This window comes from Myxococcus sp. CA023 (assembly GCF_010998615.1).
In the GTDB taxonomy this organism is placed as follows: Bacteria; Myxococcota; Myxococcia; order Myxococcales; family Myxococcaceae; genus Myxococcus.
On the sequence record NZ_JAAEAH010000041.1, the window covers coordinates 1 to 20,377 of the forward strand.

The 20,377-nt window shown below is 68.5% G+C and carries 16 protein-coding genes, 1 other RNA gene and 1 pseudogene; 14 read left to right on the forward strand and 4 right to left on the reverse strand.

Going from position 1 to position 20,377, the window contains the following annotated elements:
• Nucleotides 1–501, forward strand: a pseudogene (locus F8M74_RS18960) (glycosyl transferase family 1); the annotation flags it as partial.
• A gap of 99 nt (nucleotides 502–600) precedes the next feature.
• On the forward strand, nucleotides 601–4,947 hold the full coding sequence (locus F8M74_RS18965) for a response regulator (protein WP_141256829.1): 4,347 nt from the start codon (nucleotides 601–603) through the stop codon (nucleotides 4,945–4,947).
• Nucleotides 4,948–5,112: 165 nt separating this feature from the next.
• On the opposite strand, the gene F8M74_RS18970 is transcribed toward F8M74_RS18965, so the two are convergent.
• Nucleotides 5,113–5,334: a hypothetical protein gene (locus tag F8M74_RS18970; protein ID WP_141256828.1), complete on the reverse strand. Its 222-nt coding sequence runs from the start codon at nucleotides 5,332–5,334 to the stop codon at nucleotides 5,113–5,115.
• A 189-nt stretch (nucleotides 5,335–5,523) separates the two neighbouring features.
• Here F8M74_RS18970 and F8M74_RS18975 point away from each other — a divergent pair, with 189 nt between their 5' ends.
• The 7 genes from F8M74_RS18975 (at nucleotide 5,524) to F8M74_RS19005 (ending at nucleotide 13,761) form a co-directional block, all read left to right on the forward strand.
• Nucleotides 5,524–6,462, forward strand: a complete 939-nt coding sequence (locus F8M74_RS18975) for a MoxR family ATPase (RefSeq protein ID WP_011553045.1) — start codon at nucleotides 5,524–5,526, stop codon at nucleotides 6,460–6,462.
• A gap of 16 nt (nucleotides 6,463–6,478) precedes the next feature.
• Nucleotides 6,479–7,894: a patatin-like phospholipase family protein gene (locus F8M74_RS18980; protein WP_171410419.1), complete on the forward strand. Its 1,416-nt coding sequence runs from the start codon at nucleotides 6,479–6,481 to the stop codon at nucleotides 7,892–7,894.
• A gap of 95 nt (nucleotides 7,895–7,989) precedes the next feature.
• On the forward strand, nucleotides 7,990–8,937 hold the full coding sequence (locus F8M74_RS18985) for a branched-chain amino acid transaminase (protein WP_011553043.1): 948 nt from the start codon (nucleotides 7,990–7,992) through the stop codon (nucleotides 8,935–8,937).
• Between the two features lie 107 nt (nucleotides 8,938–9,044).
• Nucleotides 9,045–10,385 (forward strand): AAA family ATPase, encoded by a 1,341-nt coding sequence (locus F8M74_RS18990; RefSeq protein ID WP_141256826.1) that lies wholly within the window; start codon nucleotides 9,045–9,047, stop codon nucleotides 10,383–10,385.
• A 116-nt stretch (nucleotides 10,386–10,501) separates the two neighbouring features.
• A complete protein-coding gene (locus F8M74_RS18995) occupies nucleotides 10,502–11,344 on the forward strand; it encodes a Fic family protein (RefSeq protein ID WP_163884489.1) in 843 nt (280 codons plus the stop codon).
• Between the two features lie 153 nt (nucleotides 11,345–11,497).
• Nucleotides 11,498–12,619, forward strand: a complete 1,122-nt coding sequence (locus tag F8M74_RS19000; protein WP_141256825.1) for a bifunctional oligoribonuclease/PAP phosphatase NrnA — start codon at nucleotides 11,498–11,500, stop codon at nucleotides 12,617–12,619.
• Nucleotides 12,616–13,761, forward strand: a complete 1,146-nt coding sequence (locus F8M74_RS19005) for a cysteine desulfurase family protein (RefSeq protein ID WP_141256824.1) — start codon at nucleotides 12,616–12,618, stop codon at nucleotides 13,759–13,761. Before F8M74_RS19000 ends, F8M74_RS19005 begins: the two co-directional genes overlap by 4 nt.
• A 47-nt stretch (nucleotides 13,762–13,808) precedes the next feature.
• Here F8M74_RS19005 and F8M74_RS19010 read toward each other — a convergent pair whose 3' ends face one another.
• From F8M74_RS19010 to F8M74_RS19020, 3 genes are all read right to left on the reverse strand, one after another.
• Nucleotides 13,809–13,979 (reverse strand): hypothetical protein, encoded by a 171-nt coding sequence (locus tag F8M74_RS19010; RefSeq protein WP_228560627.1) that lies wholly within the window; start codon nucleotides 13,977–13,979, stop codon nucleotides 13,809–13,811.
• 106 nt (nucleotides 13,980–14,085) lie between these two features.
• On the reverse strand, nucleotides 14,086–15,084 hold the full coding sequence (locus F8M74_RS19015) for a serine/threonine-protein kinase (RefSeq protein ID WP_141256822.1): 999 nt from the start codon (nucleotides 15,082–15,084) through the stop codon (nucleotides 14,086–14,088).
• Nucleotides 15,081–15,965 carry a lipopolysaccharide assembly protein LapB gene (locus F8M74_RS19020; protein ID WP_228560628.1) on the reverse strand — a complete coding sequence of 295 codons (885 nt, stop codon included), beginning with the start codon at nucleotides 15,963–15,965 and terminating at the stop codon, nucleotides 15,081–15,083. Before F8M74_RS19020 ends, F8M74_RS19015 begins: the two co-directional genes overlap by 4 nt.
• Nucleotides 15,966–16,214: 249 nt before the next feature.
• On the opposite strand from F8M74_RS19020, the gene ssrS reads away from it, so the two are divergent.
• The 5 genes from ssrS to F8M74_RS19045 all read left to right on the forward strand — a co-directional run bounded on the left by ssrS (nucleotide 16,215) and on the right by F8M74_RS19045 (nucleotide 20,354).
• A non-coding RNA gene (gene ssrS, locus F8M74_RS19025) (6S RNA) lies at nucleotides 16,215–16,410 on the forward strand.
• Between the two features lie 19 nt (nucleotides 16,411–16,429).
• The gene (locus tag F8M74_RS19030; protein WP_141256820.1) at nucleotides 16,430–17,053 is read left to right on the forward strand and encodes a 5-formyltetrahydrofolate cyclo-ligase; all 624 of its coding nucleotides are present in this window, start codon (nucleotides 16,430–16,432) and stop codon (nucleotides 17,051–17,053) included.
• Complete coding sequence (locus F8M74_RS19035; RefSeq protein ID WP_140790629.1) at nucleotides 17,050–17,838, forward strand: TIGR00282 family metallophosphoesterase; 789 nt, start codon at nucleotides 17,050–17,052, stop codon at nucleotides 17,836–17,838. The genes F8M74_RS19030 and F8M74_RS19035 overlap by 4 nt, the downstream gene beginning before the upstream one ends.
• Nucleotides 17,839–17,894: 56 nt before the next feature.
• The gene (gene tyrS / locus F8M74_RS19040; protein ID WP_141256819.1) at nucleotides 17,895–19,157 is read left to right on the forward strand and encodes a tyrosine--tRNA ligase; all 1,263 of its coding nucleotides are present in this window, start codon (nucleotides 17,895–17,897) and stop codon (nucleotides 19,155–19,157) included.
• A 96-nt stretch (nucleotides 19,158–19,253) separates the two neighbouring features.
• Nucleotides 19,254–20,354 (forward strand): hypothetical protein, encoded by a 1,101-nt coding sequence (locus F8M74_RS19045; RefSeq protein ID WP_228560629.1) that lies wholly within the window; start codon nucleotides 19,254–19,256, stop codon nucleotides 20,352–20,354.
• Nucleotides 20,355–20,377: the final 23 nt, after the last annotated feature.

Consider the following 20,377-nt stretch of genomic DNA (forward strand, 5'->3'; position numbering starts at 1 on the left):
GTGGACGGCCCCCCCCGGCTCGAACCCGTCAGCCCGCAGGCGTTCAAGGCCTCGGCCTCGGTCCCCAGCGGCGAGGACGAAGAGCCCGAGGAAATCTCCGAGGACGAAGCCCAGTCCATCGACGAGGGGGACGACGACAGCCACTCCCGCGCGCGGCCCCAACCCGAGGAGCCGGACGAAATCAGCAGCGACGAGGTGGAGGAAGCGGAGATTTCCGCCAGCAGTGCAGCGCAGCTCATCGAATCGGACGACGACCTCGAGGAAGCCGACGCCGACGTGGCCCCCGAGCCACACGACGACGGCCCCGCTCCGGAGCCGGTTCCCTCGACGCTGAACCCGTGGTTCGCCCAGCTCGCGCACGGGTACTGCCCCCCCGACGGAATCCGCTTCGACCGGCACACGCCCCCAACGACGTTCCCCGGTCGCGACGAGCCCACGAACCCCGCCCACCCGGCCCCCTCAGGCCGTTCGGAAGTCGTCGTCCGCGGCAAGGGCTCGTGAGGCAGCCAACCGAGCTGCTCCTGGAAACTTTCCAACGGTCGCAAGCGCCCGATAGGATGTTCCGGTTTTCACAGCACTTTTTCCGGGACAAAGGGCTTCATGGAGCGTCGGGTCCTCATCGTCGAAAGCGAGCATGATTTTGCGCTCAGTATGGCCACCGTGCTCAAGGGCGCGGGATACCAGACAGCCTTGGCTGAGACGGCGGCTGACGCACAGCGTGAGCTGGAGAAGCGCCGGCCAGACCTGGTCGTCCTCCGCGCGGAGCTGAAGGATCAGTCCGGCTTCGTCCTCTGCGGCAACATCAAGAAGGGCAAGTGGGGTCAGAATCTCAAGGTCCTGCTGCTCTCCTCCGAGAGCGGCGTGGATGGCCTGGCGCAGCATCGTCAGACGCCGCAGGCGGCGGACGGCTACCTCGCCATCCCGTTCGAGATGGGCGAGCTGGCCGCCCTGAGCCACGGCATCGTGCCGCCGGGCACGGATGACACCGGCGCGTCGCTGGATGCCGCGCTGAACGGGACGCGCGAAGCACCGCCGCCCATGCCTCCGTCGCTCAAGGCCGCCGCGGGGGGGCCGCCGAAGCTGCCCAAGCGCGAGCGCCGCAGCGCGATGACGGAAGAGGACCGCGCGTTCCTCGACCGCACGTTCCAGTCCATCGCGGACCGCAAGGCGGAGCTGCTCGCCGAGTCCCGCCAGCTCAAGCGTCCGCCACCGCGGCGCGAGCTGATGGGCACGCCCGAGGGCAAGATTCAGATCCTCCGCGACGAGCTGAAGACGCGCGAGGCCCAGCTCGCCCGCCTCTCCGAAATCTGGAACGTGCGCGAGCGCGAGCTGCTCTCCGGCGAGGACCGCATCCACGAGAAGGACGTGGAGCTGCAGGGCCTGAAGATGCAGGTGGACGACCTGCTGCGCCGCTTCAACGAGGCCCAGCAGTCCACCATCCAGAAGGAGCGCGAGCACGGCGCCACCGTCGACGACCTGCTCCTCCAGAAGTTCTCCGCGGAGAAGGACCTCATCGAGGTCGTCGCCTCCAAGGAGAAGGACATCAACCTCCTGCGCCGGGAAGTCTCCCGCGCCGAGGAGGAGCTGAGCCGCCGCGCCGGCGAGCTGGAGCACGGCCGCAACGAGTACGACAAGCTGGAGAAGCACCTCGGCGTCGTCACACTCGAGTTCGAGGTCAAGGAGCAGAAGCTCCAGGACACCGTCCTCGCGAATGAAGGCGAAATCGCGCGGCTGACGAAGCGCGGTGACGACTTCGAGGCCGAGCTGAGCCGCACCATCAGCGAGCGTGACCAGCGCTTCGCCGAGCTGGACGGTGAAATCCAGGCCCTCCAGGAGCGGCTGCAGCAGACCGAGCAGGAGCGCGACACCACCGTGCGCGGCCTGGAAGCCCGCGCTGCCCGTGCCGAGGAGCACGGCACCCAGGCTGACGCGGAAATCCACCGGCTCAACGCCGAGCGCGATGCGCTGGAGGCGAAGCTCAGCCAGCAGGTCGCGGACCTGGAGGCGGACCTCGCGCGAACCACGGGCGAGCGCGACCAGCTCCGGCTGGACAAGGACGCCCAGGAGGCCGAGCTCACCCAGCGCGTCGAGGAGCGTGACGCGAAGCTCGGCACGCTCGAGCGCGAGCTGTCGGAGACCATCGCGCGGAACGAGCACACCGAGGCGGAGCTCAACGCCAACATCCAGCAGCAGCTGGAGCGCATCGGCGAGCTCGAGGGCGAAGTCGAGGCTGTCAAGACGCACCTGGAGGACCGCGAGAATGAGCTGACCGCGGAGCTCCAGGCGCTGGGACAGGCCAAGGACGAGCTGGAGACGGACCTCAACGACCGGCTCCAGGCCCTCTCCCAGGCGAAGGACGCGCTGGAGGCGGACCTCTCCCGTCAGTTGGAGGAGCTGCGCTCCGCCAAGGCCGAGCTCGAAGCGGACCTCACCGGCCAGATTCAAGCGCTCACCTCGCAGCTCGAGGAGACGCAGCGGCAGCTCGATGACTCGCAGCGGACCGGCGAACAGCTCTCCGCGCGCGTGGCCCAGTTGGAGGACACCGTCTCCCAGCGGGAGTCCACCATCGAATCCCTGCAAGGGGACGTGGCCGCGCGCGACCAGCGCATCTCCGAGCTGAGCGGAGACCTGGAGGCCACCAGCCAGACGCTCCAGCAGACGCAGCAGACGCTGGCGCAGACGGAGCAGCAGCTCGCCGACACGCAGAACACCCTCGCCAGCACCGAAGGCACGCTGGCGGAGACGCGCGGCGAACTGGACGCCACCAGCCAGACGCTGGTGGATACGCAGGCGCGCCTCTCCGACACCGAGGGCACGCTGGCGCAGACGCGCGGCGAGCTGGACGCCACCAGCCAGACGCTGACCCAGACGCAGCAGACCCTCTCCGACACGGAAGGAGCGCTGGCGGAGACGCGTGGCGAGCTGGATGCCACCTCCCAGACGCTCCAGCAGACACAGCAGGCGCTGGCGCAGACGGAAGGCGCGCTGGCCGAGACGCGCGGCGAGCTGGATGCCACCTCCCAGACGCTCCAGCAGACACAGCAGACGCTGGCGCAGACGGAGCAGCAGCTCGCCGACACGCAGAACACGCTCGCCAGCACCGAAGGCACGCTGGCGGAGACGCGCGGCGAGCTGGAGGCCACCTCCCAGACGCTCCAGCAGACGCATGCGGCGCTGGAGGACACGCGCGGCGCGCTCCAGGAGACCAGCGACACGCTGGCGCACACCACCCGCGAGCGCGACCAGCGCATCGCGGAGCTGGCGGACCTGGGCGCCGCGAAGGACGCGCTGGAGCAGGACCTCACCGGGCAGATTGGTCATCTCCGCAGCGAGCTGTCCGAGACGCAGGGCAACTACGAGGCCGAGCGGGCCGCGCACGAGAAGCTGGCCGCGGAGACGAGCGCGCACATCGGTGACCTCACCAGTGAGCGCGACGGACTCCGCTCCGAGCTGGAGGCCACCAGTCAGACGCTGGAGCAGACCCACGGCCAGCTCGCCGCCACCCGCGACGCGCTGGCGCGCGAGCAGCACGCGCACCAGGAGAGCCGGAAGGCCGCCGCGAGCACCCAGGCCGCGCTGGAAGGCCAGCTGGCCGAGGCGCGTGCCCATGGCGAGGACCTGGGCGAGCACCTCACCCTCACCAAGCACGAGCTGGGCACACGCGTCGCCGAGCTGACGCAGCTCACCGCCACGCTGGCGCAGACGGAGAACACCCGGGCCCACCTCGAGGAGCGGCTGCACACGCTCACCGAGGAGTCGCAGCGCCGCGAGGAGCTCCTCCAGAACGACCTGACGCAGAAGGGCACCGAGCTGTCGGACACGCTCCGCAAGCTCACCCACGTGACGCAGGAGAAGATGCGTCAGGCGGAGGTGCTCAACCGCGAGGTCGCCACCCGCACCGAGCAGCTCAAGGCCCTGGAGGCCAAGCTCCAGACGCAGGCCACCGAGGCCCGCCGTCAAGCCGAGGGCCTGGGGCAGCAGATTACCGGTCTCAACGAGCAGCTCGAACAGGGCCGCAAGGTGCAGGCGGGCCGAGAGGACCAGCTGCGCGCCGCGGGCGCTGCCCAGCAGAAACTCACCGCCGAGCGGGACGGCCTCGCGGGCCAGGTCCAGCAGGCCGAGGCCCGGCTCCAGCAGCAGGTCCAGCAGGCGAACCAGGAACGTGCCGACGCCAAGCGCGCGGCGGACGAACTGGCCGCGAAGCTGGCCAAGGCCGAGCAGCGCATCGCCCAGTTCGCGCAGGACGCCCAGACGCAGGCCACCGAGTCCGACGCCAGGGCCAAGGACCTGCAGGGCCAGCTGAGCGCGCGGGCGAAGAAGATTCAGGACCTGGAGCTGGCGGTGGAGAACGCGCAGGGCGCCAAGTCCCGCGCGGAGAAGGAGCTCAACGCCAAGGTGGCCGCCGCCGAGAGCAAGGCCCACGAGGCATCCACCCGCCTGGCCGCCGCGCAGAAGGAGCGCAAGGACCTGGAGGCGCGGCACGCCAAGGAGCAGGAAGACCTCACCGCCAAGCAGAAGGCGGAGCTGGAGCGTCGCGACGCCATCAAGGCGCAGGAGGTCGCCCGCCTGCAGCAGTCCGTCCAGGAGAAGAGCAAGGCCCTCAAGGTCGCCGAGCTGGAGCTGGCCCGCTACAAGAGCAAGTCCGCCACCGTGGCCACCCCGGCCAAGGCCGCCGCCAAGCCCGCGGCGGCCGAGGACGACGAGCTGGCCGTGAGGACGCAGCTCAACCAGGTCATCGCGCCCGCTGCGGCCCAGGCCCCGGCGAAGAAGCCGGCCGCAAAGCCTGCGGCCCAGGCCGCCGCGAAGAAGGCCCCTGCCCCGGCTCCCGCCCCGCCGGCGGCGCTGAGTGACGAGTCCGAGCCCACCGACCGGACCCTGGTCATCCAGCTGCCCACGGCCAAGGAAGACGACGACTGGACGGCCCTGGTGGACGAGCTGGACAAGTAACGTAACGGCGTCGGGATTCCGGCACCCCGCCGGAATCCCGACGGCCTCGGCCTCGAAACCCCGAGGTCTCAATGAAACGGCCCTGACATCCGTGCCCTAGCCGGGCAGGTGTGTCAGGGCCGTCTCAGTTCCAACCCAGGAAGCGTCGAGCGGTTCCATCCGCGCTCAGAGCGCGGCGCGTGCCTCGCGGACCAGCTCCTTGAAGTGGAGCGTGGAGACGACGTCCCGGAGCGACACCACGCGGCCCCCTATCTGGGCCTCCTCCTGGGCACGGCGCCAACTGCTGCGGAGTGTACGCAAGGCGACATAGGCCAGCAGAAGCGGGAAGCCGCCCGGAAGCAGGACCACTGCCACCATCATCACCATCCGCAACCACGCCCACACCATGACCGCTCACCTCCCTGAATACCGATTGGAAACAATGAGATGCACGACGTGTGCCCACGTTGCGCAGAAAATTTCCCTCCGGAATTACGCGGGTTTGCCAGGCAGCGGGGCGAACGGGCCACGGTGACGACACCGGAACCCTGGCATTTTTGCCGCAGTCGCCAGGAGGGCGTCGGTTAAGTTCACCGGGTGAGCACCCCTTCGACGGTTGAGAGCCACGCCTTCACCAGCGTGGAGGACGCGGAGAAGCGCCTGGAGCAGGTGGGCTATCTATCCTCGCCGGAGATCGCCACGGCGGCCTTCCTGGCGGACCGGATGGACAAGCCCATCCTGGTGGAAGGCCCCGCTGGCGTCGGCAAGACAGAGCTGGCCAAGGCCCTGGCCCAGGCGCTGGGCCGCGAGTTCATCCGGCTCCAGTGCTACGAAGGCCTGGACGAGGCGAAGGCCCTCTACGAGTGGGAGTACGCCAAGCAGTTGCTCTACACCCAGCTCCTCAAGGACAAGATTGGGGACATGGTGCAGGGCACCACCACGCTGGCGCAGGCGGCGGACCGGCTGGCCTCCAGCGACGCGGTGTTCTTCTCCGAACGCTTCCTGCTGCCCCGCCCGGTGCTGAAGGCCCAGCTCTCCGAGCGCCCCGCCCTGCTGCTGGTGGACGAAATCGACAAGGCGGACCCGGAGTTCGAGGCCTTCCTGCTGGAGGTGCTCTCCGACAACGCCGTCACCATCCCCGAGCTGGGCACCTTCCGGGCGAAGCACATCCCCCGCGTGCTGCTCACCTCCAACGCCGCGCGCGAGCTGTCCGACGCGCTCAAGCGCCGCTGCCTCCACCTGCACATCGACTTCCCGGACCGCGAGCGCGAGCTGCGCATCGTCCGCTCGCGACTGCCCCAGGTGCCCCAGGTGCTGGCGGAGCAGGTGGTGGAAGCGGTGGCCGCCATCCGTTCGCTCGACCTGAAGAAGGCGCCCTCCATCAGCGAGACGCTCGACTGGGCCCAGAGCCTGGCGCTGCTGAACGCGGAGCAGCTCACCGCCGACGTGGTGGCCTCCACGCTGAACCTCGTCCTCAAGTACGAAGGCGACATCGAAAAGGCGAAGGCCAACCTCTCGCAGATTGCCCAGGCCTGACGGGCCCTCGAAGCGCGTGCTGCTGAAGGAACGCTTCCAGATCACCCGGCCGCTCGAGGAGATGGAGCTCCGCCTCGTGCGCGCGTCGCTGGCCAACGCGGCCCTGGTCGACCCGCGCGAGGAAGCCATCCTCCGCACCGCCCTGTCGCTGGCGCGCCTCTACAAGGTGCGGCACGGCGAACGCGACGTAGGCGTGGGCGCGCTGCTCACTCCGTTTCGCGAGGAGGTGGAGCGCCGCCTGGGCCCCGTCCTCCAAGCCCCCTTCCCGCCCACGCGGGACCGGCTGATGCCGCACGTGAAGGACCTGCGCCAGCACGCCGCCAAGGCGCGCGACATGGTGGCGCAGCGGCTGCGCGGGCGCGTTCCCCCCGAGGCACTGGACCGGGAAATCCGGCACAAGGAACTGGTGCTGGTCACCGGCGGCGGCGGCGGAACGGCCTACGTCTACCTGGGGGTGATGAGCCTCCTGGACGAATACGGCCTGGAGCCGCGCCTGCTCGCCGGGACGTCCATGGGCGCCATCCTCGCCATCATGCGCTCGCGCCTGACGCGCTTCGACGCCACGGACATGATCAACATCGTCCGCGGGCTGTCCTTCCGGAAGCTCTTCCGATTCATCTCCACGGAGAGCCGCTATGGCCTGCCCGCCGCGCTGAGGCTGTTTCTGCGCGCGGGGCTGGGCCGCTTCTTCAGCGCGGGACCGGAGAACAGCGGCATGCGGCTCAAGGACTTGCCGGTGCCGACGCTCATCGCCGTGGGCGGCATCCGCCGCGGCATGCTTCCCCGGCCGCTGGAGTATTACGAGCGCCTGCTGGGCACCAGTCCGCTGGGCCTGCTCAACCCCGTGGGCGTGGCACGCCGCATCCAGGCCGCCATGGGCGCCATGGCCGAGCTCTTCACCCGCCCCGAAATCACCGCCCGCCTCTACCTCGGCGCGGACGACACCACTGGCGACTTCGACGCGCTCGACGCCGCGGGCTTCTCATCCGCGCTGCCCGGCGTCATCCACTACGACGTGCTGCGCGAGGACCCCGGCATGCACACGTTGGTGGAAGGACTCATGGGCCAGCACGGCATCGCGAGGCTCATCGACGGAGGACTGGTGGACAACCTGCCAGCGAAGGCCGCGTGGAAGGCAGTGGCCCGAGGCCGCATCGGCACGCGCAACGCGTTCATCCTCGCGCTCGACGGCTTCGCCCCGAAGCTGACCACGCCCATCTGGCTGCCTCTCCAGCGGCTGGCCGCGATGACGGTGGCACCGAACCTTCCTTATACGCACCACGTCAAACGCTTTCCGCGAACACTGTCACCGCTGGACGTCGTACCGTCGGTGGAACTGGCCTCGAAGGCGTTACAATTCGGCAGGACGGCACTGGCGGAGGACCTCCCGTTCCTCCGTCGGATGCTTGCCCCCCTGCCACCGGTGCTGTGACGGGTTCGGGACGAGAAACACGCTTTGACCTCATAGGTTTCGCTGACTAGAAGGCCCGGGCTGTCCTCTCAAACATCCAGGCGAAGGAACATCGAATGAGCTCGACCTCGAGTAGTGGAGTGCGCGCCGAGCAAATCTGGCTCGACGGCCGACTGATGAAATGGGACGAGGGCCACGTGCATCTGATGACGCACGCGCTTCACTATGGCCTGGGTGTCTTCGAGGGCATCCGCGCATACAAGACGCACGACGGACGGCTGGCCGTCTTCCGGCTGCGTGAGCACGTCCGCCGGCTGCTCGACTCGGCCCACATCATCATGCTGAAGATTCCGTACACCGAGGACGAGCTCTTCGACGCGTGCGTGAATCTGCTTCGCGCGCAGAAGGACCTGTTCGCCAACGGCGCGTACCTGCGGCCGGTGGCCTTCATGGGCGACGGGGCCATGGGCCTGGGCGCGGTGAACCCCACCCGCACGGCCGTGACGGCGTGGGACTGGGGCGCGTACCTGGGCGACAAGGGCATCAAGGAAGGCATCCGCGCCAAGGTCAGCTCGTACACGCGCATGCACGTCAACGTGAACATGGTGCGCGGGAAGATTACCGGCCAGTACGTCAACTCCATCCTCGCCAAGCGCGAGGCGGTGCTGGCGGGCTACGACGAGGCCATCCTCCTGGACATCAGCGGCTTCGTGGCCGAGGCCTCCGGAGAGAACATCTTCCAGGTGAACAAGAAGGGCATCATCAAGACGCCCCCGCTGTCCGGCCCCATCCTGGACGGCATCACCCGCGACACGGTGCTGCACATCCTGCGCGACAGCGGCCGCACGGTGGAGGAGGTCACCTTCACCCGCGACGCGCTCTACATCACCAATGAGATCTTCCTCTGCGGCACGGCGGCGGAGATCACCCCCGTGCGCGAGGTGGACAACCGCCAGGTGGCCGACGGCAAGCCCGGCCCCATCACCCGGTACGTGCAGGACATGTACTTCCGCATCGTGCGTGGCCAGGAGCCGCGCTACGCGGACTGGCTCACGTACATCTGAGCCACCCCGCTTCGCCCCCCTCTTCGGCATGAGAGGGGGGCGGGCAGCCAGGGAAGAGGCCACGTCCCGCGCCCGACCGCCCATCGAATGGGCTAGAACGGGGCTTGATGGCTCCTCCCGCTGGCTACGACTACGACGACAATCCGTTCAAGCTCGAGAACCCATCCATCCTCGACATCGCTCCACCGGAGCCGAAGTCGGTGGAGGACACGGGGCTCAAGATGGGCATCCTGTCCGACATCGCCCTGAAGTACCTCTATTACGCAGGCACGGGCACGGGCATGGGCATCGCGGACGAGATGCGGCTGCCGTGGCCAGGCGTCATCGAGCACGTGGTGGACTTCCTCGCCACGGAGAAGCTGGTGGACCTGCGCGGCGGCAAGGGCTTTGGCCGCGCGTCAGTGGAGTTCATCCTGTCGGAGAAGGGCCGCGAGTACGCGCGAGACGCCCTCACCCGCACCACCTACGTGGGCCCCGCGCCGGTACCGATTGAGCAGTACAACGCGCTCATCACCAGCCAGACGGAGGAGACGCCCGTCGTCAGCCAGGAGGAGCTGGTGATGGCGCTCAGCCACCTCACCGTCCCCGCGGAGCTGATGGACAAGCTGGGCCCGGCGGTGAACTCCGGCCGCTCGCTGTTCCTCTACGGCTCCCCCGGCAACGGCAAGACGAGCCTGGCCGAGGCCGTCTCCAACATGTTCGGCGGCGAGGTGTTCGTCCCCCACTGCCTGGAGATTGGGAATCAGATCATCCAGGTCCACGACCGGCTCATCCACACGCCGGTGTCGCTGGAGGTCGGCCGGGATGCCTCTGGCCGCCGGCAGACCTTCGAAATGGACAACCGGTGGCTCGTGTGCCGCCGGCCCTCCGTCGTCGTGGGCGGCGAGCTGACGCTGGCGATGCTGGACCTCATCTATTCGGAGAGCACCCGCTTCTACGAGGCCCCGTTCCAGGTGAAGGCCAACGGCGGCATGCTCCTCATCGACGACTTCGGCCGCCAGAAGGTCCACCCCACGGACCTGCTCAACCGGTGGATTGTCCCCCTGGAGAAACGGGTGGACTTCCTCACCCTCCACACTGGCAAGAAGTTCGAAATCCCCTTCGACCAGCTCCTCGTCTTCTCCACCAACCTGGACCCCAAGGAACTGGTGGACGAGGCCTTCCTGCGCCGCATCAAGTACAAGATTGAGGTCGGGAACCCCGACGAAGAGGCTTACCGGGAAATCTTCAGTCGCGTCTGCGAGGCAGCGGGAATCCCGTACGTGGACCAGGCCGTCACGTACCTCATCGAGCACTACTACAAGCCGCGGAGCATGGAGCTTCGCTCGTGCCACCCTCGGGACCTGGTGAGCCTCATCCGGGACGCGGCACGCTACCGGCAGATACCTCCAGCGCTCTCCAAGGACCTGCTCGACCAGGCGTGCGAGGTGTTCCTCGTCAATCTGTGATGATTTCGTTGTTACAACCGCGCGGAATTTCTAGAATCCACGCGCCGTTGTACCGCTCGGCCGCATGCTTCGAGTACCGCCCGCGGCGGACCCGCAGCGAGAAGGAGCCGCAGTCCGTGAAGGAACGCTACCAGGACATCGACGAGAAGAACGAAACGCTGCGTGGGTACCTCGACATCTACAAGGACAAGCCGGACGCGCGCGAGTTCTTGGACAAGATGGAGATGTCGTGGATCTACCACGACGCCGCGCTAGAGGGAGTCGTCTACACGCATCAGGAACTGATGGCCGCGCTGTTCCCTCATCGAACCAGCGCGGAAGCCTCCATGATTCCGGTGGTCCTCGAAATCCGGAACCACAAGGCCGTCTGTGACTTCATCCGTGAGGAGGCAGCGGGCGCGAAGAAGCAGGCGCAAATCACGCTGACCACCATCAAGCGGATGCATGACCTCTTCCTGGGCAACACGCCGGAGGCTCAGACGGAGCGCGCGCGCATGGAGCGCCGCGAGCGCACGGAGAAGGAGCTGGCCAAGGAACGCGACAGGTCCGGGCTGCGCAAGGACATGCCGCTGCACCGCACGTACTTCCACGACATCTCCCAGCCGGCGAAGATCCAACCGGAGTTGGAGAAGCTCGTGGACTACACGGCCAGCGCCGAGTTCCGGGAGTTCCACCCCATCAAGCAGGCGGCCACGGTCCAGCACAAGTTCGTGCAGATCTTCCCCTTCACTGAGCACAGCGGGAAGGTGGGGCGCATGTGCAGCAACCTCATCCTGCTGCGCAACGGCTACATGCCCGCCGTCATCCACTCCATCGACCGGCAGCGCTACTACGAGTCCTTCCGGGGACCCGTGGCCGGCTTCCGGACGGTGCTGATGGACGCGATGGAGAACTCGCTCGACAACGGCATGAAGTACTTCCGGGACCTGGGGCGCAAGTACAAGGCCCTGAACAGCTAGCCCACGTCCCGCGGCGGCCCGGCGAGGGAGCGCGCAGGCTCACGCTCCTCTCGCGCGTCGTGAAGGATGCGGGGTCCGTCGACACCATTGGTGTGTTGGCAACAGACCCCGGATCCTCGAATCCCTGGACGGGAGGAAGTAAGAAGAATACCCATGCCCGTGACACAGTCCCTCAACAGCCGCCGCGGAACCGGAAGCTCGGGAGGCGAGCTGACGGAGCCCCCGCCACCGCGGCTGGCCCATATGCCAGCCCGTGACAAGCTGGAGCGACTCCTGCGAGTGGCCCAGGGCCACCACAAGGCGCTCATCCTCACCCACGACAATCCGGACCCGGACTCGCTGGCGGCGGCGGTGGCCCTGGCGCACCTGCTCGAGCGCAAGGCGGGCCTGAAGGCCCACATCGGCTACGGCGGCATCATCGGCCGGGCGGAGAACATCGCCTTCGTGAAGGTGCTGCGCCTGCCCGTCTCACACGTGTCGACCATCGACTTCGACGAGTACGACCTCTTCGGGCTGGTGGACACGCAACCCAACGTGGGCAACCACTCCCTGCCCGCGCGGCTGGAAGCGCACCTGGTGGTGGACCACCATCCGCTGCGCCAGGAGAGCCTGGAGGCCCCTTTCGCGGACGTGGGCGGCGCATTTGGAGCCACGTCCACCATGCTGGTGGAGTACCTGCGCGCGGCTCGGTTGGAGCCCTCCGTGGAGGTGGCCACCGGCCTGTTCTACGGCATCAAGGCGGACACGCGCGACCTGGGCCGGGAGACGACGCCCACGGACGTGGACAGCTACCTGTGGCTGTTCCCGCGCATGGACAAGACGCTGCTGGCGCAGATTGAGCACCCCGAGCTGCCCGCGCGCTACTTCCAGCTGTACCACACGGCCTACGAGCGGGCGAAGGTGTACGGGACGGCCATCGTCACCGACCTGGAGGAGGTCTACTCCCCGGACATGGTGGCGGAGGTGGCCGAGCGGCTGATGTTCCTCGAAGGCATGAAGTGGTCGCTGGCCTTCGGGACGTACCGCAACCAGCTCTTCCTCAGCTTGCGCGTCAAGGACCGGCGGATGAACGCGGGGCGCCTCATCCGCGAAATCTGTGAGGACTACGGCGGCTCGTCCGGCGGCCACGGCAGCATGGCCGGAGCGCGGCTGCCGCTGTCTGGGAAGCTGGCGCAGCGCAAAGCACTCAAGCGCGAGCTGGTGGCCAAGTTCCTGGAGGCGTTCGGCGTCGCCGACGAGCGGCCGGTGTCGCTGCTGTACGCGCAGGACTCGTGACGTACTGGGACTACAACGCGGCCGCGCCGGTGCGAGCGGAGGTGGCGACGCTGCTGTCGCGCGCCTTCGCGTCGAGCGGTTATGGCAATGCGTCCAGCGTGCACCAGGAGGGCCGCGCGGCACGGGCCCGGTTGGACGCGGCACGGGCGAAGGTGGCCCGCGTGCTCGGCTGCGAGCCGAAGGAAGTCAGCTTCACCGGCTCTGGCAGCGAGGCGGACGCGCTGGCGCTCGTGGGCGCCTGGCACATGCGGCCCCAGCCCGAGCGGCGGCGGGTGGTGACGTCCGCGGTGGAGCACCCCGCCCTGCTGGGCGCGGTGGCGCAGTTGGAGCGGGAGGGCGCCCACATCGTGCGGGTGGCGCCCGGTCCGGACGGGCGCGTGCGTGAAGCCGACATGCTGGCGGCCCTGACGTCGGACGCGGCCTTGTGCTCGTTGATGTGGGCCAACAACGAGACGGGCGTGCTCCAACCCGCGAGGGAGGTGGCGCTCGCGTGCCGGCAGCGCGGCGTGCTGTTCCACACGGACGCGGTGCAGGCCGCGGGCAAGGTGCCCCTGTCCCTGCGCGAGGTGGACGCTGACCTGTTGTCCCTGTCCGCGCACAAGTTCGGCGGCCCTCCGGGCGTGGGCGTGCTGATGGTTCGCAAGAGCGTGGACGTCCGCGCGCTCACGCCGGGCCACCAGGAAGGCGGCCGTCGCGGAGGGACGCAGAACGTGCCCTACGCGGAGGCGCTGGCGCTGGCGCTCGCGTTGGCCCACGCGGAGCTGCCTGAGACAACGGCGCGGCTGACCACGCTCCGCGATGCATTCGAACGGGAGGTGACGGCGCGACTGCCCGGCGTGCACATCAACGGCGGCGCGGCCCCGCGTGTGCCCAACACCAGCAACCTGCGCTTCGACGGCGTGGAGGGTGAGTCGCTGCTCATCGCTCTGGATTTGGAGGGCATCTGCGTGTCCTCCGGCGCCGCCTGCGCGTCCGGCACGCTGACGCCGTCGCATGTCCTGCGGGCCATGGGCCTGTCGCCCGCGCAGGCCCGAGGCAGCCTTCGCTTCAGCATGGGCCCCGGCACGACGGAAGCGGACGTGGCGCGAGTGGTGGACGCGCTCGTGCGGCACGTGCCGCACGTCCGCGCGCTGGCCGGCTAGGACACGGAACGCCGGCTCAGGGGCAGCCGAAGGTGGAAGGTCGCCCCCTACCAGGACTGCTCCGGAAGCGGCTGCTCGCGAACGTCCGCGTCGGGTTGCCCGTAACCGGGCATCCCGTCTTCCCGGGCTTCGTCCGCCTTGGAGATCCGCGGACGCGGGCGCTCCTCGGGCTTGGGTGTGGACTGCTCCGGCTTCGGCTGCTTGGGCTCGTTGGCCATCTGGATTCCTCCCCCCACGCGACACCGCGCGCGGCGGAAGGAAAGGTCGTCATCGTCCTGGAAGGTGGGCAGGGACGGTGGAGTGGACAACAGGGTGCCCGCTCCCCTACCCCGCGCGCGAGCCCGGCGTCGGCGGCGTCCCGCTGGGCGACGGCGCGGCGGGCACCTCGTCACTGGCGCCGAAGAGACCGCGCACCACGGCGGCGATGGCCAGCGGCGTACCCACGCGTTCGTCGTAGTGAGGCGTCAGCGCCTGGGCGAACTCCTCGGCTGTCGGGAAGCGGTCCTCGGGACGCTCCGCGAAGGCCCGGGCCACCACGGCCTCCAGCGCCTCCGGGATGTCGGGCCGCAGCTCGCGCAAGGGCCGGTACTGCCGGGCGCGGATGGCGTTGAACACGGCATCCGGCGTCGTGCCGGCGAAGGGGCGCTCCAGCGTCAGCAGCTCGTAGAGCACCACCGTGGCGGCCCACAGGTCGGCCTCCGGGTTCACCTCGCCGAGCAGCGATTCGGGGGACAGGTAGTAGGGCTTGCCCAGCACCTCGCCACCCTGGAGCTTGCCGTCCACCAGCACGCGCGACACGCCGAAGTCGCCCAGCTTGATTTCGCCCACGCGGGAGATGAAGAGGTTGGACGGCGACACGTCGCAGTGGACGATGCCCAGCCGCTCGCCCTGGGGCCCCGTGGCGGAGTGCGCGTACGCGAGCGCCTCCAGCAGCACCTTGCCCAGGTACACCGCGAAGTCGAGCGGCAGTGGAATCCCGCGCACCTTGCAGCGCCGGAGGATCTGCCCCAGGTCGCGGCCGTCCACCAGTTCCATCACGATGAAGTAGATGCCCTCCAGCGCGCCGGCATCCAGCACCGTGACGATGTTGGGGTGGTGGAGCTGCTTGGACAGCTGCGCCTCGCGGGCGAAGAGCGACACGGACTCCGGATCCCGCGTCAGCGCGGGCAACAGGCGCTTGAGCGCCACCGTCCAGCCCTCACGTGGGCCGGACAACACCCGGGCCCGGTACACCTCCGCCATCCCGCCCTTGCCCAGCACGGAGAGGACTTCGTAGTTGCCGAAGACCCGCGTGGTCTTCTGCGGGGAAGTCGGCTGGCTCACGGCGTGGTGTTTCCAGCCCCCGCCGGCGGGCGGACGGGAACCCGCTTCCGGGTCCGCTGCTGTTGCATGAGCGTTTCGATGTCCTTGATGTCCTCGCGCAGCGCCTGCTCCGCCACCGCTTCCGTCGCGCGGCCCGCGGGCATCCAGCCCTGATCGAAGGCCTTGCGCAGCGACTCGCGCGAGCGGTTGCGGTTGCCTTCGCGCTGATACGCGTAGGCCAGCCACAGGTGGACGTCCGCGCGCCCCAACCCCCTGCCCGCCTCCAGCGTCTTCACCGCGCGGCTCACGTCATTGAGCATCAGCTGGCTGGCCCCCAGGCCCACCACCGCGGCGGCGCTGCGGGGGTCCTTCGACAGGGCCAGCTCGAAGTGGCGCTGCGCCACGCCCGCGTTGCCCGCAGCCAGCTGACGCTGCCCCTCCTCCAAGGGTGACACCTCGCCCTGCCGGCCCAGTCCCGCGGCCACCTGCGCCGCGGACGAGTTCGCGCCGTCCGCCGTGGCCGAGGCAGCCACGGCCGTGGTCGCCGAAGCCGCGCGCGCCGGCGCCACCGCGTCCCGGGACAACGGCCGCAGCAGCAGGAGGGAGTCGTTCTTCAACACCGGCGAGCGGCAACCGTCCTTCAGCCGGAACAGGGCCGTCATCACCCCATCTTCCGGGTTGAACACGACCAGCGCGGGCTGATTCACCCGCGGCTCACAGTGGGGCCCCAACTGACAGAGCAACACCTGTCCCACCAGGACGTTGTCCTGGAACTCGCCAGAGAGCACCTCCGTATCGGGTTCGAATCCGCAGGGTCCGCCAGTCGCGACCCCCACCAGTTGGTCTCCCTGCATGCGCAGGGACACCACGCCATAGGAGTCCCCTTGATAGGAGCTCGACACCGTGGGCGGTCCCGCCCACGCGAGGCCGGAGGCAACGGAAAGAACCGTCGCAAGACCCTTGTTCAATAGCGAGGGCGGCATATGTGGGTGGATTCGGGCTCTTTCCATCATAGAGGTCCCGCGCCTGCCTTGTAAACGCGCGAGGATGCCTTGACCCCGCCGCCCCCCGTCCTTATCATTTCCAAAGACTCTGGCGGGAATTCCCAATAGATTCGAGGATTTGGAAGCACTGTAGCTTTGTTCAAGGGCTGTCCCCTGCGGGGCGCGTGATGCTCGGCAGAAATTCGAACCGATACGTCCATTCCGGGGTCCGTTTCGGTCTCCATGTGCAAGCCCTCCCTCCTCACGGGGGATGAGGGAAGCCTGCGGAGGCATGACTTCGGTCCCCACCTGGCTTTTGAGGGTTCAATGGACGCCGGGCACACGGCCATGCTGCGGGGGACTTTTTCTTTGGAGCGGCGTCGGTGAGCGAGACGGTGGTGGAAGAGGCGGCGGCGAGGAAGCAGACCCTACGAGAGGAGCTCACGGCGCGCCGGAAGGCGATGACGCCGGACCTCATCGATACGCGGGGTCTCAAGGTTCAGTCTCGGTTTCTGGCGGCGCCGTATTATCAGAAGGCGCGCACGGTGGCGCTGTACGCCCCCATTCGGGGGGAAGTGCCAACCCGGGATATCCTGATTGCGGCGTTGCAAGACGGCAAGATTGTCTGCTACCCGCTCTCACATGTTCACGGGCGGATTCTTTCGTTCCGTGCCATCAAGTCGGAAAGCGAGCTGGAACCGGGACGTTTGGGGGTGCGTGAGCCCACCAACTCCGCGGACCTCATCGCGGTGGACCAGATTGACCTCTTCGTGGTGCCGGGCCTGGGCTTCACCCGGGAAGGCAAGCGGCTGGGGCGCGGGGGCGGTTACTACGACGCCACCCTCCGCGCGGCCAGTCAGCGCAGTCGTCGGGTGGGCCTGGCCTTCAATGACCAGGTCATCCCCGTGCTGCCCACGACCGGGGATGACGTCGACATGGACCTGGTCGTAACGGAGTCTGAGTCCCTGCGCGGCCTGTACCGCGACTGGGACTTCCTCGATACGTGAAAGTCCTCTTCATGGGGGACGTGGTGGGCCGCCCGGGTCTTCAGGCGGTCCGCACGCTCCTTCCGAGGGTCCGCGCGCAACACGGCGTGGACGTGGTGGTCGCCAACGCGGAAAACAGCGACCAGGGCTCGGGCATCACTTCAGAGACGGCCCACTACCTGCTCGACAGCGGCGTTCAGCTGCTGACGAGCGGTAATCATTTCTACTCCAAGAAAGCCATCCTCCCCTGGGTGAAGGAGCATCCGGACCTGCTCTTGCGTCCGGCCAACTACCCCAAGGGCACGCCGGGCAAGGGCCACAGCGTGGTGAAGCTGCCGGATGGGCGCGCGCTGGGCGTCATCAACCTGGAGGGGCGCGTCTTCATGCGCACCGAGGCCAGCCCCTTCGAGGTGGTGGAAGGGCTGGTGGAGGAGCTGCGCCAGCAGACGCCCTGCATCCTGGTGGACATGCACTGCGAGGCGTCCAGTGAGAAGAACGCCATGGGCGTCCACCTGGATGGGCGGGTGTCCGTGGTGGTGGGGACGCACACGCACGTGCAGACAGCGGATGAGCGCATCCTCCCCGGTGGCACGGCCTTCATCACGGATGTCGGCATGTGCGGGCCGTTGGACTCCGTCATCGGCATGAAGAAGGAGTCCTCGCTGACGCGCTTTCTGGGCAAGCCGGCGCCCTATGAGGTGGCGGAGCGGCTCGTCTACCTGCAAGGCGTGGTGGTGGACATCGACGACGCCACCGGACGAGGCCGGAGCATCCACCGCGTGCGTGAGCACCTGCCAGGCACCTGACCCCCGGTGGAGGAAGTGCGTCCACGGCTGGCGCACTTCGGGTAGCTTGCGGCGTCATGAATCCGGACGCGCTGCGCAAGGCGACCCCCGAGGAGCAGTTCGAAGAAGTGACCCGTGGCACGGTGGACCTCCACGTGCCCGAGGACCTGAAGAAGAAGCTTCAGTACTCGTATGACACGGGCAAGCCGCTGGTCATCAAGGCGGGCTTCGACCCGAGCCGGCCGGACCTGCACCTGGGCCACTCGCTGCTGCTCACGCGCATGCGGCGCTTCCAGGAGTTCGGCCACACGGTGGTGTTCCTCATCGGTGACTTCACGGGGTTGATTGGAGACCCGACGGGCCGCAACGCCACGCGTCCGGCGCTCACGCGCGACGAGGTGAAGGCCAACGCGGAGACCTACAAGAAGCAGGTCTTCAAGGTGTTGGACGAGTCCAAGACGCAGGTGCGCTTCAACTCCAGCTGGCTGGACTCGCTGGGGACGGAAGGGATGATCCGCCTGGCCTCGCGCTACTCCGTGCAGCGCATGCTGGAGCGCGACGACTTCAAGAAGCGCTTCCGCGGCGAGGTCTCCATCTCCATCCACGAGTTCCTCTACCCGCTCCTGCAGGGCTACGACTCGGTGGTGCTCAAGGCGGACGTGGAGCTGGGCGCGACGGACCAGCTCTTCAACCTGCTAGTGGGCCGCCAGTTGATGAAGGAAGAGGGCATGGCGCCCCAGGTCATCATGACGGGCCCCATCCTGGAGGGCCTCAACGCGAAGGCGGTCGACGGGAAGATTGTCGGCGACAAGATGTCCAAGAGCCTGGACAACTACGTGGGCATCGACGAGCCGGCGGACACCATCTTCGGCAAGTTGATGAGCATCACCGACGACCTGATGTGGCGGTACTACGAGCTGCTCTCCGCGAAGACGCGGACGGAGCTGGCGGAGATGCGCGCCCAGGTGGAGTCCGGCGCGCTGCACCCCAAGGCGGTGAAGGTCGGCTTCGCGCAGGAGATGACGGCGCGCTTCCAGGGCGAGGAGGCCGGGAAGAAGGCCGCCGAGGACTTCGAGAAGCGCTTCGCGAAGAAGGAGCTGTCCACGGACGAGCTGCCCCTGGTGGAGGTGTCCCTGGGCGGCGCGGAGAAGCTGCCGGTGACGAAGCTGCTGCCGGAGTCGAAGCTGGTCGCGTCCGCCACCGAGGCGCGCAAGCTGATGGCGCAGGGCGGCGTGCGCATCAACGGCGAGAAGGTGCAGGACGCCAAGGCGGAGCTGGGCGCCGGCGAGTACACGGTGCAGGTGGGCAAACTGAAGGCAGCCCGCGTGAAGCTCGGTTGAATCTCCGGCCGGTGACGGCCGTCGCAGGCGCAGGACATGCCCCCCTGCCCCTCCTCTGAGGGGCACGGCGGGGACTGCTGTAGACTCCCGTGCGCCATGCGTCTTTCCCTCCCCTGTCTCGCCCTGTTGCTGGGCGCCTCGCTGCCCGCCCTCGCGGGCCGCGGCGTCTTCGTGTCCGACGTCGCGGTGGACGCCCTCGAGCAGCCCGAGTCCCGCAAGGTCGTCTTCACGGTGGAGGCCGGGAGGCCCTACCCCCTGCTGAAGAAGGGCGGCCCCAACCGCGCCTGGTGCAAGCTGAGCGGCGCGTCCGCCGAAGGCTGGGTGTTGTGCGAAGGCGCGCCGGAGTCCACTGCGCCCGCCGCTCCGAGCGCGGCGGCCCTGGTGGCCGCGGACCGGGCCCACTCGGCGCGGCAGGTGGAGATGCGGGGCCCCGCGGGCAGCGTGGCCGCGCGTGACGCTGACAACGACGGCGACGAGGAACTGGCCGGCTCCGCGAGCTGGAAGCCGGCCACCGGCTGCGCGACGACGTGTGACAGCGCACCACTGTTCGCGAAGCCGCCGCCCTTGTCCGCCATGGACCGGGAGGTGTTGGACCTGTGCCCCGCGCGTCCCGACGTCAGCGTGAGTGAAGGCGACGTGCGGCGATTCCTCTCGCGCCACTACGACGACCCGCGCCTCCAGCGGGCCCTGTCCGTGGCGGGCCGGCCCGGCGCGCGGCAGGCCAACATCGACTGGCTCACGGGCCTCTGGGTCAGCACCGGACCTCGCAACGCCTTCACGCACGTCTTCTGCGGCGACGACTGGCAGCGAGGCCCCATTGGCGGCCTGCACTTCCTGCCGCGTTATGCCCAGCTCGAGGCGGAGGGCCGCCTCTGCTACCAGGGCCCGGTACGCGGTGCCGCGGCCTTGAAGGGTGACGCCTACCTCATCCGCTTCAAGGGCGTGGCGCCCTGGTCCTGCGGTGAGAAGCGCGTCGGCGGCTTCTCACGCGGGCCGGACGCGGTGGGCCTGATGTCCATTGGCACGCGCGCCTTCGCCCGGTGCTGCGCGCGCGGCGGGGCCAAGAAGGAAGGCGGCGTGTACTCGGCGCCGGACCTGGGCGGGACGAACTGGCGCATCTGGTGCGGCACGCGCAATGGCACCTACGGCATCGCCACCCTGCATCCCACGGACGACAAGGCCACCTGCGGGGAATGAGCCCGGGCTGAAGGGCCCACTCC